Raw genomic sequence first — 15,767 nt, 5'->3', positions numbered from 1 at the left:
AAAAAGTGATAGTGACACCTATATAAGGTACAGATCGCCCAACAAAAACTCCAATGTTTTTGGTAAGTATGTACCCGCATTTTATCAATGGCACCCCAGTAAATGCTGGAAGAATTCTATATTTCATATGGAAAAGCGCTTCGTGCTATAATCAATGCAACGGAAGTCCCTTTTGTAGATTCCTTAAATTTACATCGAGTTGCTATGTTGTTTTGACCGAGAAAGATAGAAACAATTGCTGCGATATGATGGATCCAAAGGCCTTTTCCTATTTCATTGATTGCGATATAAACAAATAGTTCTGATGACGTAACGTTTTCATGTATACCATATGTATAGAGATCTCCCATTATTTTTTATAATTAATGGTGCGTTTGTGATGAATGTTTGTTACTATAAAATTATTGATTCTGAGTGACTGTGTTCTGTTGACGAAAAGTCTTATCAGTTTGCTTTTCCCTGTGTTTCGAAGTCGGTTTTGCGGAAATGGGTGGATTCTGGAACTGTCCCATCAGATATCCGTTGATTTCTCAATAGCATAGTGACGGTGCCGTTCATAACGTTACAAGCATAACGCTATGGGAAATGGTATGCTGTCTATGTTCGGTTCTGCCTGTGAACTGAGCAAGATGTCTGGGGGGCTTTAATGGTGCAGGGCGCAACTCTACGCGGTTTTCCGGACCGTCTGGATACGGAAAAAATGCACACAGCAGCAGAAGATATCCGTGTTAAAGGCTGGAAATGGGTCGAGACAGCTCTGTCATTCCCAAGAGGCCCCACACAGCAGCCTGCAGCATCGGCATTGTACGGGCGCCCGTGTGGTGGGGGGCGCCCTGAGTTCGGGCAGGATGTCATTCCCATGAGCATTTGTAGGGTCGTTACAGCTTTATCGGCATCATGATTGCGTTGATTGTATGGTGTGTGGTCAAATGGAAATCTCTTGAATGTATGGAAGTTTTACCCCATGTCCGCATATCCCTATCTGGCGCACTGGAAAGAAGATATCAGCCGAAGCCCAAACGCGATCTATATGACGCTGGCGGACGCTCTGGCGCTTTCCATCCGCAAGGGTGATCTGCGGGAAGGGGACAGACTGCCGCCACAGCGAACGATTGCAGAATATCTCGGCACGAACCTGACGACCGTCACCCGTGCATTGACCGAAGCCCGGCGGCGTGGCCTGATTGATGCAACGGTTGGCCGGGGTACCTTTGTGCGTGTTGGCGCGGGCGAAAGTCATTGGCGGCATACAGGGCCCGCCGTGGTGGATTTAACCATGAATCTGCCGCCCATTCCGCAGGACCCGCCGCTGCAACGGCTTATCCAGAGTGATATTGCAGCTATTCTGAAGCAGCAGGACCTGAATAGTCTGATGTCCTACCGTGTAACGGGCGGCACATTAGAGGAGCGTCAGCTTGGTGCAAAATGGATTGCGCCCGTTATCGGCCAGCGGCGAACGGACGAAATTCTTGTCTCTCCCGGTGCGCAGAGTGCTCTGGCCGCAATTGTCAGCACGCACACCCAGCCGGGAGATATTATTGTTACCGACCGTATTGCCTATCCGGGTATTCGGACCATAGCCGCACAGTTTGACCTTATTTTGGCCGGTGTGGACAGCGATGCGGAGGGTATGATGCCGGACCAGCTTGATCGGGTCTGTGCCGAACATCATCCCCGTCTGCTTTACTGTATTCCAACCATCCACAACCCAACCACGGCGACAATGTCCTTACAAAGACGTAGGGATATTCTTGCCGTAGCCCAGCGGCATCACCTGCATATTGCGGAGGATGACCCTTACAGCCTGCTGATGGATAACCCGTTGCCAGCGTTGGCGGCACTCGACCATAGCCGTGTCAGCTATGTGGCGACCCTTGCCAAAACGCTCAGTCCGGGGCTGCGTACGGCATATGTTGCGCTGCCCAATACCGATATGACCCGGCGTGTTACAGCTGCCATTCGGGCTATTGCGCTTACCAATGCCGGTTTGCTGAGCGCACTCACCGCGCGATGGATGCAAACAGAGCAGGCCCATACAATTTTACATGCTATTCAAAAGGAACTGCGTTTGCGTCAGTCCATTGCCCGCAAGGTTCTGGGGGAGGGGCACTGCATGAATCCCGATGGGCCGCATGTCTGGCTGAAATTGCCGGACTGGTGGGGTAGCGCAGATTTTGTGGCGTATGCCCGTAGGCGTGGACTGGCATTGGTGCCCAGCACCGTGTTTACGATTAATGGAGAGCCTCCGCAGCGGGCAAGGATTGCACTGGGGAGCGCGCCGGATGCTGCAAGCCTTGAGGAATCCCTGCATGGAGTGATGTCGGTCCTGCAACATAAACGCTCCCCCGGCTTTGCCGATATTGTGTGACCTGACCGCAGGGTCCGGAATCGGTGGAGTATCCTGATTTTATGGGCCGCCATACGGATGCGCGTAAAAACAAAAAGGCATTAAATTCACGAATGCGTGATTGAAAAATATAGATAAAACAATAACTTATATCATGCATCCTTAATTGTATGATTGCTGAATATTTTTTGTATGTCTCTGTCTTGGTAAGGGAATGGCGTATAGGTTTATTTGAACCATTTGTACCATAGGCATTGAGCATACAATATTTTGCCTTACCGCCCTCCCGTGTCACGTTTGCTTCGGCAACGCGGCCAGTCCCGGCTTCCCGTCGGAGACTGCATGACACGGGAGAAATACCATGCCGACAGTAGAGCACGTTCCGCATAAAGATGGCGATTGCTTCGTCAATTATGAAAACAAGGTTTTCGAGGACGTTAAAGCCAAGCCCGGTGAAAAAGCCCTTATTACCTTCCATACCGTCGCCAATGAAGGATCGGTCGGGTTCGTAAACCTTCTGCAGGCGACACGTCTTATTCGTAAGGGGTTTGAAACATCGGTGCTACTATATGGGCCGGGTGTTACCCTTGGCGTGCAGCGTGGCTTCCCCCGTCTGGGAGACGAGGCCTTTCCAGGCCATATGAACTGTAACAAACAGGTTGCGAAAATTCTTGAAGAAGGCGGAAAGGTTTACGCCTGCCGTTTTGCATTGCAGGCTCTCTACGGCTACGGCGAGCAGAACCTTATCCCCGGTATTACGCCTATTAACCCGCAGGATGTGCTCGACATCATTCTGCTAGCCCGGCGCGATAACGCCTTTATCCTCAATACCTGGACTCTCTAAAAACCAAAGGGAGGGCCGCAAGTTATGCCCCGTATCGTTCGCGCCGCAGCTATCCAGATCAGCCCCGTCCTTGGTGATGATGGTCTGGGTACTGCCCGGAAAGTCTGTCAGGCCATCCGCGATGCCGCTGAAAAAGGTGTTTCGCTTGCGGTCTTTCCAGAAACCTTCGTGCCTTACTACCCCTATTTTTCGTTCATCCAGCCCGCCTTCCGCTTTGGTGGCGAGCATCTGGAACTCTACGAACGTGCCGTTGTCATTCCCGGTCCGGTAACGGATATGGTGGCCGAGGCCGCGCGCCAGACGGGTATGGTCGTGGTGCTAGGGGTGAATGAGCGCGATTTTGGCACGCTTTACAACACCCAGATCATTTTTGATGCAACAGGTGAGATCCTTCTCAAACGCCGCAAGATTACGCCCACCTACCATGAGCGTATGGTCTGGGGGCAGGGGGATGGTTCCGGCCTGAAAGTTGTAGAGAGTGCCGCAGGCCGCATTGGGGCGCTGGCGTGTTGGGAGCATTACAATCCGCTTGCCCGCTACGCGTTGATGACCCAGCATGAGGAAATTCATTGCGCACAGTTCCCCGGCTCGTTGGTCGGTCAGATTTTTGCCGACCAGATGGAAGTGACCATCCGCCACCATGCGTTGGAATCCGGCTGTTTTGTCGTAAATGCTACGGGCTGGCTGACGGAAGAGCAGATTAAAGCAATAGCGGGTGACCCAGCGCTTGAAGGACCATTACGGGGTGGCTGCTTTACCGCCATCGTTTCACCCGAAGGTAAGTTGCTGGGCACACCGCTAACAGAAGGCGAGGGCATGGTCATTGCTGACCTCGACTTCGCACTGATTGCCAAGCGCAAACGAATGATGGATTCCGTCGGACATTATGCGCGGCCCGAACTGCTCAGTCTGCTGCACGATCAACGCCCCGCGCGCACCGTTCATTATGTTGGTGAGCACGGAACGGACGGACCCGTTGCCTCCTCCAATAATGAGGTGGCATCATGACCGTCCCAATACTCGGCACGCTGTCTGGCCGCAAACTCGTTACGGATCTGCAGTCCTTCGGGCTTCAAATAGGAGAACAGACCGGGGGGATCACCCGCAAGGGTGGAGCTGGTCCTTCTGACCACAAGACAATTACCATCGCGGGCCAGACTGTTATGGTCCCGGTTTATACATCTGGTGCGCGGCGGTCTCCGTTTCAGGCCAGCCCGCCAGACCAGAGTGGCGCCAGCACATTGGTGCGCGATGGCCAGAAGCTCGGCACAATCCATTTTCCTGCCGCTCCGCGTTTTTACGGTCTGACCACGGAGGACGGTATTCCGTATTGGAAGATTGCCCTGTTGCATGGTCGTGACACACTGGCGACCACGGTGCACCAGACCTGCATCCGCTATGCCGACCGGCGCACCTCCTGCCAGTTCTGCGCTATTGGCCAGTCGCTGGAGGCCGACCGGACCATCGCCTACAAGACACCAGCACAACTGGCCGAGGTCGCCAAAGCCGCCGTGGAACTCGACGGTGTGCGCGACATGGTGCTGACGACCGGCACGCCCAACGTGGTGGACCGGGGGGCTGCTGTTCTGGCGGAGTCAGCCCGTGCCATCCGTGCGGCGGTTGATCTGCCGCTTCAGGTCCAGTGCGAGCCGCCGCGCGATCACGGCTGGTTCCACCGCCTGCGCGACGCAGGGGCCGACAGTCTTGGTATGCATCTCGAAGCCGCCACGCAGGCGGTGCGCGAGAAGATCATGCCCGGCAAGGCCACGGTCAGCGTCGATCGCTACATGGATGCTTTCGCCAGCGCCGTGCCGGTCTTCGGTCGCGGGCAGGTTAATACCTACATTCTGGCTGGTCTTGGGGACAGCGCCGAGGATATTCTGGCCCTCGCCGAGCGTCTGATTGCGCTTGGAGTTTATCCCTTCGTGGTACCGTTTGTGCCTATTTCCGGCACACCGCTGGAAAATCATGCGCCACCTTCGGCCGAGTTTATGAAGTCCGTGCTCGCACCACTCGGGCGGATGCTGCGCGAGGCGAACATGAAATCCACCGACATCCGGGCCGGATGTGGCCGGTGCGGCGCCTGTTCCTCTCTTTCGGCTTACGAACAATGAGCACGGTGCTCGAAGGCGTGGAAGACCGGCCGTTTATCCCTACGGAGTATGTCGTCCGTCTTGCCCGCACACCGTGGGAGCAGGCAGGCTATTACGCTCTGCGCCGCGAAGTTTTTTGCACAGAGCAACGTGTTTTTGCTGATGATGACCGCGATGCGATTGATGAGGTGGCCATTCCCATTATCGCGGCGTACTGCGTGGCGGGAATGCCGGACCGGATTGTGGGGGCGGTGCGTATTCATGAAGCCGAACCCGGCGTGTGGCGAGGTTCCCGTCTGGCGGTTCATGCGGGTCATCGCAAGTTGGGGCGGATCGGGGCGGAACTCATCCGCATGGCGGTTAGCACCGCGCATGGACTTGGGGCCATGCGGTTTCTGGCCCAGGTGCAGGAGCAGAATGTGCTGTTCTTCCGTCGCCTGTATTGGAAAAGTCTCGGGGCCATCACTCTGCACGGTCTGCCACATCACGACATGCAGGCAGACCTGTCACGCTATCCGGCGCATGGTCAGGAGCAGACATGGCTGCTGCGGCCCCAACCGCGTAACCGGCAGGTGGCATAATGGCCCGCGCATTAAACCATATGCTGCACAGCCTGCGCACTGGTCGCGCCTTGGCCGCCAAGCAGGACATTGCGCAGGTGGCCGCCATTTTTGGCCAGAATGCGACGAAAGTCATGCGCCTTGGCGATGATTGTGCGGCCATACCGGATGGAGACGGTTATCTCCTGCTGGCCAGCGAGGGGTTTCAAGACAGTTTTGTCCGCGCCATGCCTTGGTTTGCCGGGTATTGCGGCGTGATGGTCAATGTTAGTGATATCGCAGCCATGGGTGGTCGTCCCGTAGCTGTGGTGGATGCGTTGTGGAGCGATACGTACGAGGCGGCCGCATCCATTCTAACTGGTCTGCATGAAGGTGCGCGCACCTATGGCGTGCCGGTTGTCGGCGGCCATACCAACATGCGCAGCACCCATAACTCACTGTCGGTCGCGATCCTTGGCCGCGCCCGTCATCTGCTGACCAGCTTCGATGCGCAACCGGGCGAAGTCCTGATTGCAGCCATTGACCTGCGCGGCCGTTGGCATGACCCGCACCCGTTCTGGGATGCCAGTTCCGCACTGTGCGGCACCGAGGCGGCGGTGCGCCTTCGGGGTGATCTGGAACTTCTGCCGTGCATAGCCGAGGACGGGTTGAGCCGCGCCGCCAAGGACATCAGCATGGCCGGGTTGTTGGGCACCGCCCTTATGCTGGCCGAATGTTCAGGCGTGGGCATGACCATCACGCTTGATGACATTCCCCGGCCTGCAGAAGCCCCGATGGAGCGCTGGCTGTCGGCGTTTCCCAGCTATGGCTACCTGTTAACAACCCGACCCGAAGATGCCGAGGCGGTGATGGCCCGTTTTCACGGACGCGGTATTGCTGCCGCTGTTATCGGCCAGTGTAACAGCACACGGCGGGTGGATGTTGCATCGGCAGATGAGAGGGAAACCTTCTGGGACCTTGCTAGCGCGCCGCTCATGGGGGTTACGCCATGACCTTCTCCATCGGCATTCTGACCCATTCTACCAATCCGCGTGGAGGTGTGGTGCATGGCATGGCATTGGCGGAAGCCCTGTGTGACGCGGGGTATGACGCTACCCTGATTGCCCCGGATGAGACTGGAGCGGGCTTTTTTCGTACACCCCGTTGCGCCATCCGTTGCATTCCTGCCGTGGCTGAGCGCGACCTGCCGACACTGGTGGAACGTCGTATTGACGAGATTGCGGACGCACTACGGCATGATGCACCGTTTGATGTGCTGCACGCGCAGGATCCAATAAGCGCCAATGCACTGGCCGATCTTGTGGCGGAGGGGCGTATAGGGGGCTTTGCCCGAACGGTCCATCATCTGGACTGTTTTGCTCATCCCGGCATAGCGGCCCGGCAGGCACGAGGCCTCACGGCTGCTACTGAGCTTTTTACGGTCAGTCAACTCTGGGAGGCTACACTTCTTGCCGAATATGGACGACGAGCGCCCGTGGTGGGGAATGGTGTTGACCTGACAAGGTTTTTACCGGAGGAGGGCATTCATGACCAAGGCCTCCGTGTCCGTTATGGTATTCCACAGGCCGCGCGCCTTGTTTCGTCGGTTGGTGGGGTAGAGCGTCGTAAAAACACGCTTGCACTGCTTGATGCGTTTGAAACGCTGCATCAGGATTATCCTGATTTACACCTTGTTATTGCCGGAGGTGCGTCTCTACTAGACCACTCCGCTTACCGCCGCCTTTTTGATGCAAGGGTTAACGATAGAAATCTAGAAAATGCTGTGACAGTAACAGGAACAGTTGCGGATGATGATATGCCTGCATTGTACCGGCAGTCATCCGTGCTGGCTTATCCCTCTCAGACGGAAGGCTTTGGTTTGTGTCCGCTTGAGGCGCTGGCCTGCGGCGTTCCGGTGGTGGTGCCAGCTGTGCCGCCCTTTACGGAGCATCTTCATGCTTTCGAAGTGTTTTGGTGCCAGCCGAAACAACCCGAAACACTTATTTGCGCGTTGCGTGATGCCCTGAATGCCCGGAGTTCGGACCGTTTTCAGGTAAGTGGCCCCGCAACGGCCCGCCGTTTTGACTGGCGTAGTGTCGCCAGTCGGCACCTCCCAGCATACCGGCGCTTGGCGGCCTTATCGCACGCCCATGCCCCGGCTTATGGAGCTTCATTATCATGCCCGAAATGACTTTTCGTGTGCGCTGGCCAGATGGGAAGGAGAGCGACTGTTACTCCCCATCGCTGGTTATACAGGACCATTTTACGCTCGGTCAGGATTACCCGGTCCCGATGTTTTTGGAGAAAGCGGACACGGCCCTGACGCAGGCTAGTGAGCGGGTTCGTGCGCGCTACGGTTTTGCATGCAGCCGCGCCCTTGGTCAGCTTCAGACTATCCAACAGGTATGCGCGCCTTTCCTGACCCAATCTGACGCGCAGGTGCGCGTCCTGTCTTTTAAATCCTGAGGCAAAGAGAGCGACCATGACACAGAACGAGAAGAGCATCCCCGTCATTATCGTCGGTGGGGGGCAGGCTGGCCTGTCCATGAGCTGGTATCTTTGCCGTGAAAAAGTGGAGCATATCGTCTTTGAGGCCAAGACCGCCTGCCACGCTTGGGATGATGAGCGTTGGGACAATTTTTGTCTGGTCACACCAAACTGGCAGTGCGACCTGCCCGGTCATCCCTACAAGGGGAAAGACCCGCACGGCTTCATGGTGAAGCAGGAAATTATTGACTACGTGAAGGGCTTCATGAACTCCTTCACCCCACCCCTGCGTGAACACACAGCCGTTACCTCCATCACGCGCCATGAAGGTGGTGGCTATCGCGTGGTAGCAGGTGGCGAGATGTGGCACGCAAAGCATGTGGTCATCGCATCGGGTGCGTATCAGGACGCGGTCATCCCCGGCTATGCCAGCGCGATCGACCCCACCATTCATCAGGTTCACTCGCAGGACTACCGTAACGCGGCCCAGTTGCCAAAAGGGGCTGTGCTGGTTGTGGGCAGTGGTCAGTCCGGCGCACAGATTGTGGAAGATCTGTTTCTTGAAAAACGCAAGGTCCATCTTTGCGTTGGTTCCGCTCCACGTGTCTCGCGTTTTTACCGTGGCCGCGACGTGGTGGATTGGCTGGCGGATATGCACTTCTACGATCTTACGGTGGATAATCACCCTCTGCGTGATGGTGCACGCGACAAGACCAATCATTACGTCACGGGCCGAAATGGCGGGCATGACCTTGATCTGCGCCTCTTTGCAAAGAAGGGCGTTGGCCTGCATGGCACGCTGGAGACCATCCGTGATGAAGTGGCGCACTTCGCGCCGGATCTGAAGGAAAACCTTGATGATGCGGACAAGACCAATGCCGACATCAAGAAATCCATCGACGCCTACATCGCTCGTGAAGGGATCTCGGCCCCGACCGAAGTCCCTTATGTACCTGTGTGGGAGCCCGATGGAAGTAACATCCCGCTCGACTTGAAAGCCGCCGGGATTACCTCCATCATCTGGTGTATTGGTTTTCGGCCAGATTATCGCTGGATCAACGTTCCGGTTTTTAACGGTGCTAACAAACCGGTCTGGCATCGGGGCGTGACTGATGCACCGGGCTTTTACTTCCTTGGCTTGCCGTGGCTGCACACGTGGGGTTCTGGCCGGTTCTCCGGTGTATCGCGCGATGCAGCGTGGCTGGCCAGCCAGATTACCGGCAAAAACGTGCCCGTAGCCTGAGCAGAGGAAAACGCCATGCTTCCATGGATGACCTATGACGGAATGTATGACGCGGCTCTGAACCAGCCAGAACAATTCTGGCTGGAAGCAGCGCAGCGTATCACATGGAAGCAGGCACCTGTGGCCGCGTGCCAGACGCGGGATGATGGTTGGTATGACTGGTTCCCAGATGCCACGCTCAATACCTGTTATAATGCCGTGGACCGGCATGTGGAGGATGGGCGTGGCGGGCAGGCCGCTCTAATCTGGCATTCCTGCGCCACCAAGGAATGGCAGACCGTAACCTATGGTGATTTAAGGCGGAGGGTCGCCGGGTTTGCCGGTGGTTTGCAGGCGCTGGGGGTAGGCAAGGGCGACCGTGTGCTCATTGCCATGCCAACAATGGTTGAGACAGCTATAGCCATGCTGGCATGTGCCAGAATTGGGGCTGTGCATGTGGTGGTTTTTGCAGGTTACGCGGGGCCGGAACTGGCGCGTAGGATTGATGATGTCGGGCCAAAAGTCATTATCATCGCCAGTTGCAGTTTTCAGGGGCAGACCGCCATTCCTTTACTGCCAGCCCTGAACGAGGCGTTGGCCAAGGCCGCGCATAGGCCGCGAGCTTGCATTATTGCCCAGCGGGATGCCTGTCCGGCAGCACTTATGCCCGTGCGTGACTACGATTTTCATGTCATGGAGCACGCAGCTCCGGTTGAACCGGTTATGCTTCGGTCAGACGACCCTCTGTATATTCTTCATACATCGGGAACCACGGGCAACGCCAAAGGCATTGTGCGCGATAATGGCGGCCATGCCGTGGCGCTCGCTTTGTCCATGGAGTTGATTTATGGCTGTAAGCCGGGTGACACCTTTTTTACAACATCGGATCTCGGCTGGGTTGTAGGCCATTCCTACGGTGTTTACGCACCGCTCATCAGTGGTTGCACCAGCGTAATCGTGGAAGGGGGTGCGTCTGCTTCGGCCATTCGGATGCTCTGTCACGATCATGCGGTAAAATGCCTGTTCACCACTCCCACCCAAATGCGGCTTATGCGGCAGGAAAGTCGCCATCTGTCTGCGGCAATACTGCCTGCACTCGCACGCATTTTTGTGGCCGGAGAGTATGCAGACCCGACATTGCTGGACTGGGCGCGCGCATACTTTCGTAAGCCTGTGGTTAATCACTGGTGGCAGACTGAAACCGGATGGAGCATCACCGCTCATTTTTTTGGTCTGCCCGAGTGTGAGCCGACCTCGCTCATGAACGACATCGGGCGGCCCGCGCCGGGGTTTCGCCCTGCTATCGTGTCATCTCACCCAGATGAACCGTGCGGCGAGATTGTCCTGTCCCTGCCGCTGCCACCCGGCTGTCTGGCTGGCGTGTGGAAGGATAGGGCAATCCACGCCCCGACTGCCTACCTTGATGATACGGGCAAGTTTTACCGCACATTCGACGAGGGCATGATTGATGCAACACGTGCAGTTCATATGCTTGGGCGTTCTGATGATGTCATCAAGGTTGCAGGGCGGCGGATTTCGGGCGTGCAGATTGAAAAGATCATTGCCGCGCATCCCGCTGTTTATGCCTGTGCCGTGGTGGCTATTCCTGATGCGTTGCGGGGGCAGCGGCCGGTTGCCTATGTGGTCATGAATTCCGATGAGGACCACAAACCATCTGCCGAGGAACTTATCGCAGGGGTTAACGCAGTCCTCGGGCGCTGGGTTGGTTTAAAGGAAGTCCGCTTTGTCCGGCATCTGCCGATCACCGTATCTGGAAAAATTACAAGGAAACGTCTTCTGGTCTCCTGACGGTGTGTTGGAACGGAGGGGTGAACACAATGGTTTATCCTTCCAGAACTAAACGGTACTAGGTGCAGGCGCCAGAAATTTTCATTCCTAAAATCGAAGTCGTTGTTTTCGGGAAATGAGGGTTGTCCATAACGCCTGTCTCGGGGACATGTGGCGTCATGAACAACGCCGCACCTTCACAGGCGGCCAGCGGGCCGGCTATTCACGCTTCTCCACCGCGGCCGTCTTACATACCCTCATTTGGCCTGCGGACAGTCATTGGCTGTCTGGGAATGCTGCTTGCCGTGCATGTGGCTGGCTTTAATGAGCATGTTACCGAGATCGGCCTGTCCGACATCCGAGGCGCCATGCACATTGGCCACGATGAAGGCACGTGGGTCATTGCGATTTATGAGGCGTTCAATATCGCCGCCATGGCCTTTACGCCGTGGTTCTACATGACGTTTTCGATCTACCGTTTTTCCATTTTCATGACGGCGGTTCTTGCACTGCTTTCCATCCCGGCTCCGTTCATGCCGGATGTCACGTCACTCTGTATCCTGCGTGCTTTTCAGGGGCTGGCTGGTGGGTGCCTGCCGCCTGTGCTGATGACGGTGATGCTCAAATACCTGCCGCCTCCAATCCGCGTGTTCGGCATTGGAGGGTATGCTATGAGCGCAACCTTTGGCCCTAACCTTGGTTTGCCGCTAGAAGCGTTCTGGTTCGAACACGTTGGCTGGCACTGGCTGTATTGGGAGATTATTCCCACCGCCGCGCTCGCCATAGGGATGATGGCTTATGGCCTGCCCAAAGACCCTATGCATTTTGAGCGGTTCGAAAAATTCAACTGGTTTGGCATTCTGGTCGGCCTGCCCGCAATTTGTTCGTTGGTCATTGTGCTGTATCAGGGCGACCGGCTGGACTGGTTCCGCTCGCCTGTTATTACGAACCTGACATTCTGGGGCGGTGCGGCCTTTATTGTTTTCGTTATAAACGAGGCTTTTCACCCCAGCCCGTATTTTAGAATTCAGTACTGGCGTTCGCGCAATATTCAGGCCGCGCTGCTTTCGCTTATCGGTATTCTGGCCATCTGCTCCATTATGGGGGAAATTCCCTCCACCTATCTGGAGGTCGTGCGTGGGTATCGGCCCATTCAGGCTGCTCCCGTGTCCCTTGTTGTGGCGCTGCCACAGCTGATTATGCTGCCGTTGATTGCAGCTATCTGCAACTCGCCGCGTGTTGATTGCCGTTATGTGCTTGCAGGAGGAATGCTGTGCCTTGCCGCATCAGCATGGCTTGGCACATGGCTGACCGTGGACTGGGTGCGCGACAATTTTTACCTGATGCAGGTCCTTCAGGTTTTTGGCCAACCCATGACGGTTATCCCCACGCTTATGCTGGCAACCATGGCCATGGGGCCTGCGGATGGTCCGTTTATTTCCGGCATGGTCAATATGCTCAAGGGGTTAGCCAATGCTGTGGCATTTGCCCTTTTTGGCGCATTGAGCCGGCGGCGGGAGCAATACCACTCCACCATGCTGCTGGACCACCACGGCACGCATGGTCTGGCCCTGCAGGGGATGGGAGACCCCATTAACCAGCAGTTGTCCGTGACTTCGCCCGATGCGGTGCATGTGGCGCACAACACGCTCGAAGTTTTCCATACCTATGTGCACGAACAGTCCTTCGTGCTGGCAATGAACGATATTTACTACATCCTCATCTGGGTATGCCTCGGCTACGCGGCCATGAATCTTGTTCTGCCCCGGCGTGTTTATCCACCACGCGCCCCTTCACCCAATACTCCCGCCCGTTAATCCGGAATAACTGACCATGATTTACAAGAAACCACTTCTTTACGCAGGCTGTGCTGCTGGTGTGCTGGCTGTTATTGCCTGGGGCGGAGCACGCTTGGTTAATGGGAACGGTGTTGACCAATACACCAACGATGCTTACGTCACGGCAGATTTTCCAACCGTTGCCCCCAAGGTGTCTGGCCGCATTGACCGCGTGATTGCGCAGGATAACGAGCAGGTCCACGCGGGTGAGGAACTGGCGCATATTGAGGATGATGATTACCGCGCAGCCCTTGCGGTCGCAAACGGCAACGTCCTTGCCGCGCAGGGAGACGTGGCTAATCTGGAAGCTGAAATTGCCCGGCAGGATGCGGTTATTGCAGGTGCGCGGGCCGCAGTGCAGTCGGATGAGGCTGATCTGGTTTTTGCCCGGCAGAATGCCGCTCGTTATCGTAACCTGTCATCAGGTGGTGCTGGCACGATTGAGCAGAAGCAGCATTCCGAGGCGCAGGAAAAGGAAGCACTGGCAAGCATAGCGCGTGATCAGGCTGGGGTGGATGCCGCCATCCGGCAGGTTGCGGTGCTTAAAGCACAGTTGGAACGAGCACAGGGTGTGCTGCTGCGTGCTCAGGGGGATGCAAAACAGGCTGAACTGAACCTCTCGTACTGCACCATTCCGGCTCCCATGGATGGTGTGGTGGGCGAACGTGGTGTGCGTGTGGGGAATTATGTGCACCCGGGCACGGGTATTCTGGCTGTGGTGCCCACGCATGAAGCCTATGTGCTGGCCAATTTTCAGGAAACACAGCTGACAAAGGTTCAGACCGGGCAGAGTGCAACAATCTGGGTGGATACGTTCCCCGGTCATCCCTTGAAGGCGCATGTGGATTCACTTGCGCCCGCCACGGGCGTTGCCTTTGCGCCAATCCAGCCTGACAACGCAACGGGTAACTTTACCAAGGTTGTCCAGCGTATTCCGGTCAAGCTGACGTTTGACCCCGGTCAGCCACTGGCGGACAAGGTGCGGGTCGGCATGTCGGTCGAGGTCAATATTAATACGTCTTCAAAACCGGAAGGCCCCCATGCCAATGACACCCGATATATCTGGCAGTAACGCAATGAAGCGCTTTCTTTTCGTGGGGTTTTCTGCTTTGGCTCTTGCTGGTTGCACAGTGGGGCCAAACTACCACAAACCGCAGGTCAAGGCGCCGGATGGCTGGCGCGCCACGCAACCACCGGCGGAAAGTCAGGTGACGATGGCGTCAGCCGACCCGCAATGGTGGAAACTTTTTAACGATCCTATTCTAACCCGGTTGGAAAATGAGGTTGCCGCGTCCAACCTAGACCTGAAAGCAGCGGACCTGCGTCTGATGCAAAGTCAGGCCGAACGCCGCATCGCCAGTGCGGCCCAGATGCCGCATATGGAAGCCAACGCATCTTATGCGCGGGAGCGGGCCAGTACCAACGGTGTGCTGGGCTTACTGGGAACCATGGAACGCGAGGGCGCGGGCACTACGGCATCGGGCGCGGGCGGTTTTGGGCCTACGGGGATGCTGGGGAGTGTTGGCAATCCATCCTTTAATCTACCACAATATGGCATGAATGCCTCGTGGGAGGTGGACTTCTGGGGGCATGTGCGCAGGCAGGTGGAAGCCGCAACCGCCGCTGTGCACGCCACGGAGGAAATGCGCCGGGATACGCTGGTCTCGCTTATGGCGGAAACAGCGCAGGATTATATTGACCTGCGCACGATCCAGACTCAGGTTGGCATTCTTGAGCATAATATTGAGGTGGCAACCAACAGCGTAAAGCTGACAACCCTACGCTTCCAGCAAGGGGCGGCGACAAAGCTGGATGTGGCCGAGGCTACGGGGCAGCTTCATACTTTTATGGCTCGTCTGGCTCCTCTTAAGGCGCAGGCTACGCATATGCTCAATGCCTTGAGCTTTCTGGTCGCGCGTGAACCCGGTGCCCTTGATGCGGAGCTGGGCAAACCTGCGGGTATTCCCACCGTGCCGGATGCGGTTCCGGTAGGGCTACCATCGGAATTGGCGGAGCGTCGGCCCGATATCAGGATGGCTGCCGACCGGCTACACGCCGCAACAGCCAGTATTGGCGTGGCGATTGCGGATTTCTTTCCACGGGTAACGCTTTCGGGCAGTCTGGACGTTCAGGCTCTCCAGTTTAGCGGGCTGGGCTCATGGGCCTCGCGCCAGTATGGTTTTGGCCCAACGGCGACATTGCCCATTTTTGAAGGCGGCCGCCTGACCGGGCAACTGCATCTGAGAAAAGCGCAGCAGAAGGAAGCCGCCACGCTATTCCAGCGCACGGTGCTGAAGGCGTGGCAGGAAATTGACGATGCGATGGCTGATTTTACAGCCGCGCAGAAGCGGCGCGACGAACTGGCTGAGGCCGTGCATGAGAATGAGATTGCCGTGGACATTGCTAAAGCCCAGTATGTGCAGGGCTCTGCTGATTTTCTGAACGTGTTGACGCTCCAGAATGCACTTCTGTCATCACAGAGTGCACTGGCGGATGCAACGGCCCATGTTGCCGGGTCCGTTACCAATCTCTACCGTTCTCTGGGTGGTGGATGGCAGACGTTTTATCCAGAAAAGAAAATTGTTGGAAAACGGGCGTAAGGAAAAAGC

At 56.4% G+C, this 15,767-nt stretch carries 13 protein-coding genes; all 13 read left to right on the top strand.

The window, feature by feature from the left end:
• Window positions 1–964: 964 nt before the first annotated feature.
• The 13 genes from AGA_RS09340 (at window position 965) to AGA_RS09280 (ending at window position 15,758) form a co-directional block, all read left to right on the top strand.
• Window positions 965–2,368, top strand: coding sequence for an aminotransferase-like domain-containing protein (locus tag AGA_RS09340; RefSeq protein ID WP_059024015.1), 1,404 nt, complete (start codon window positions 965–967; stop codon window positions 2,366–2,368).
• Window positions 2,369–2,708: 340 nt separating this feature from the next.
• A complete protein-coding gene (locus AGA_RS09335) occupies window positions 2,709–3,191 on the top strand; it encodes an MSMEG_0572/Sll0783 family nitrogen starvation response protein (protein ID WP_059024014.1) in 483 nt (160 codons plus the stop codon).
• Between the two features lie 24 nt (window positions 3,192–3,215).
• Window positions 3,216–4,199 carry a Nit6803 family nitrilase gene (locus AGA_RS09330; protein WP_059024012.1) on the top strand — a complete coding sequence of 328 codons (984 nt, stop codon included), beginning with the start codon at window positions 3,216–3,218 and terminating at the stop codon, window positions 4,197–4,199.
• Complete coding sequence (locus tag AGA_RS09325) at window positions 4,196–5,305, top strand: MSMEG_0568 family radical SAM protein (RefSeq protein ID WP_059024010.1); 1,110 nt, start codon at window positions 4,196–4,198, stop codon at window positions 5,303–5,305. The genes AGA_RS09330 and AGA_RS09325 overlap by 4 nt, the downstream gene beginning before the upstream one ends.
• Window positions 5,302–5,865, top strand: coding sequence for an MSMEG_0567/Sll0786 family nitrogen starvation N-acetyltransferase (locus AGA_RS09320; protein ID WP_059024008.1), 564 nt, complete (start codon window positions 5,302–5,304; stop codon window positions 5,863–5,865). Before AGA_RS09325 ends, AGA_RS09320 begins: the two co-directional genes overlap by 4 nt.
• Window positions 5,865–6,836, top strand: coding sequence for a sll0787 family AIR synthase-like protein (locus AGA_RS09315; protein ID WP_059024006.1), 972 nt, complete (start codon window positions 5,865–5,867; stop codon window positions 6,834–6,836). Before AGA_RS09320 ends, AGA_RS09315 begins: the two co-directional genes overlap by 1 nt.
• Complete coding sequence (locus AGA_RS09310) at window positions 6,833–8,014, top strand: MSMEG_0565 family glycosyltransferase (protein WP_059024004.1); 1,182 nt, start codon at window positions 6,833–6,835, stop codon at window positions 8,012–8,014. Before AGA_RS09315 ends, AGA_RS09310 begins: the two co-directional genes overlap by 4 nt.
• Complete coding sequence (locus AGA_RS09305) at window positions 8,002–8,289, top strand: MSMEG_0570 family nitrogen starvation response protein (RefSeq protein WP_059024003.1); 288 nt, start codon at window positions 8,002–8,004, stop codon at window positions 8,287–8,289. The genes AGA_RS09310 and AGA_RS09305 overlap by 13 nt, the downstream gene beginning before the upstream one ends.
• A gap of 16 nt (window positions 8,290–8,305) precedes the next feature.
• Window positions 8,306–9,553 carry an MSMEG_0569 family flavin-dependent oxidoreductase gene (locus AGA_RS09300; protein WP_059024001.1) on the top strand — a complete coding sequence of 416 codons (1,248 nt, stop codon included), beginning with the start codon at window positions 8,306–8,308 and terminating at the stop codon, window positions 9,551–9,553.
• Between the two features lie 15 nt (window positions 9,554–9,568).
• Window positions 9,569–11,341: an AMP-binding protein gene (locus tag AGA_RS09295; protein WP_059023999.1), complete on the top strand. Its 1,773-nt coding sequence runs from the start codon at window positions 9,569–9,571 to the stop codon at window positions 11,339–11,341.
• A gap of 158 nt (window positions 11,342–11,499) precedes the next feature.
• Window positions 11,500–13,137 carry an MFS transporter gene (locus AGA_RS09290; RefSeq protein WP_059023997.1) on the top strand — a complete coding sequence of 546 codons (1,638 nt, stop codon included), beginning with the start codon at window positions 11,500–11,502 and terminating at the stop codon, window positions 13,135–13,137.
• Window positions 13,138–13,153: 16 nt separating this feature from the next.
• Window positions 13,154–14,230: an HlyD family secretion protein gene (locus AGA_RS09285; protein ID WP_059023995.1), complete on the top strand. Its 1,077-nt coding sequence runs from the start codon at window positions 13,154–13,156 to the stop codon at window positions 14,228–14,230.
• Window positions 14,231–14,234: 4 nt separating this feature from the next.
• Window positions 14,235–15,758 (top strand): efflux transporter outer membrane subunit, encoded by a 1,524-nt coding sequence (locus tag AGA_RS09280; protein WP_059023994.1) that lies wholly within the window; start codon window positions 14,235–14,237, stop codon window positions 15,756–15,758.
• The last annotated feature ends 9 nt before the right edge of the window (window positions 15,759–15,767 follow it).

It is taken from the genome of Acetobacter ghanensis, from assembly GCF_001499675.1.
Lineage (GTDB): Bacteria > Pseudomonadota > Alphaproteobacteria > Acetobacterales > Acetobacteraceae > Acetobacter > Acetobacter ghanensis.
This window is presented reverse-complemented; position numbering and strand designations above follow the sequence as displayed.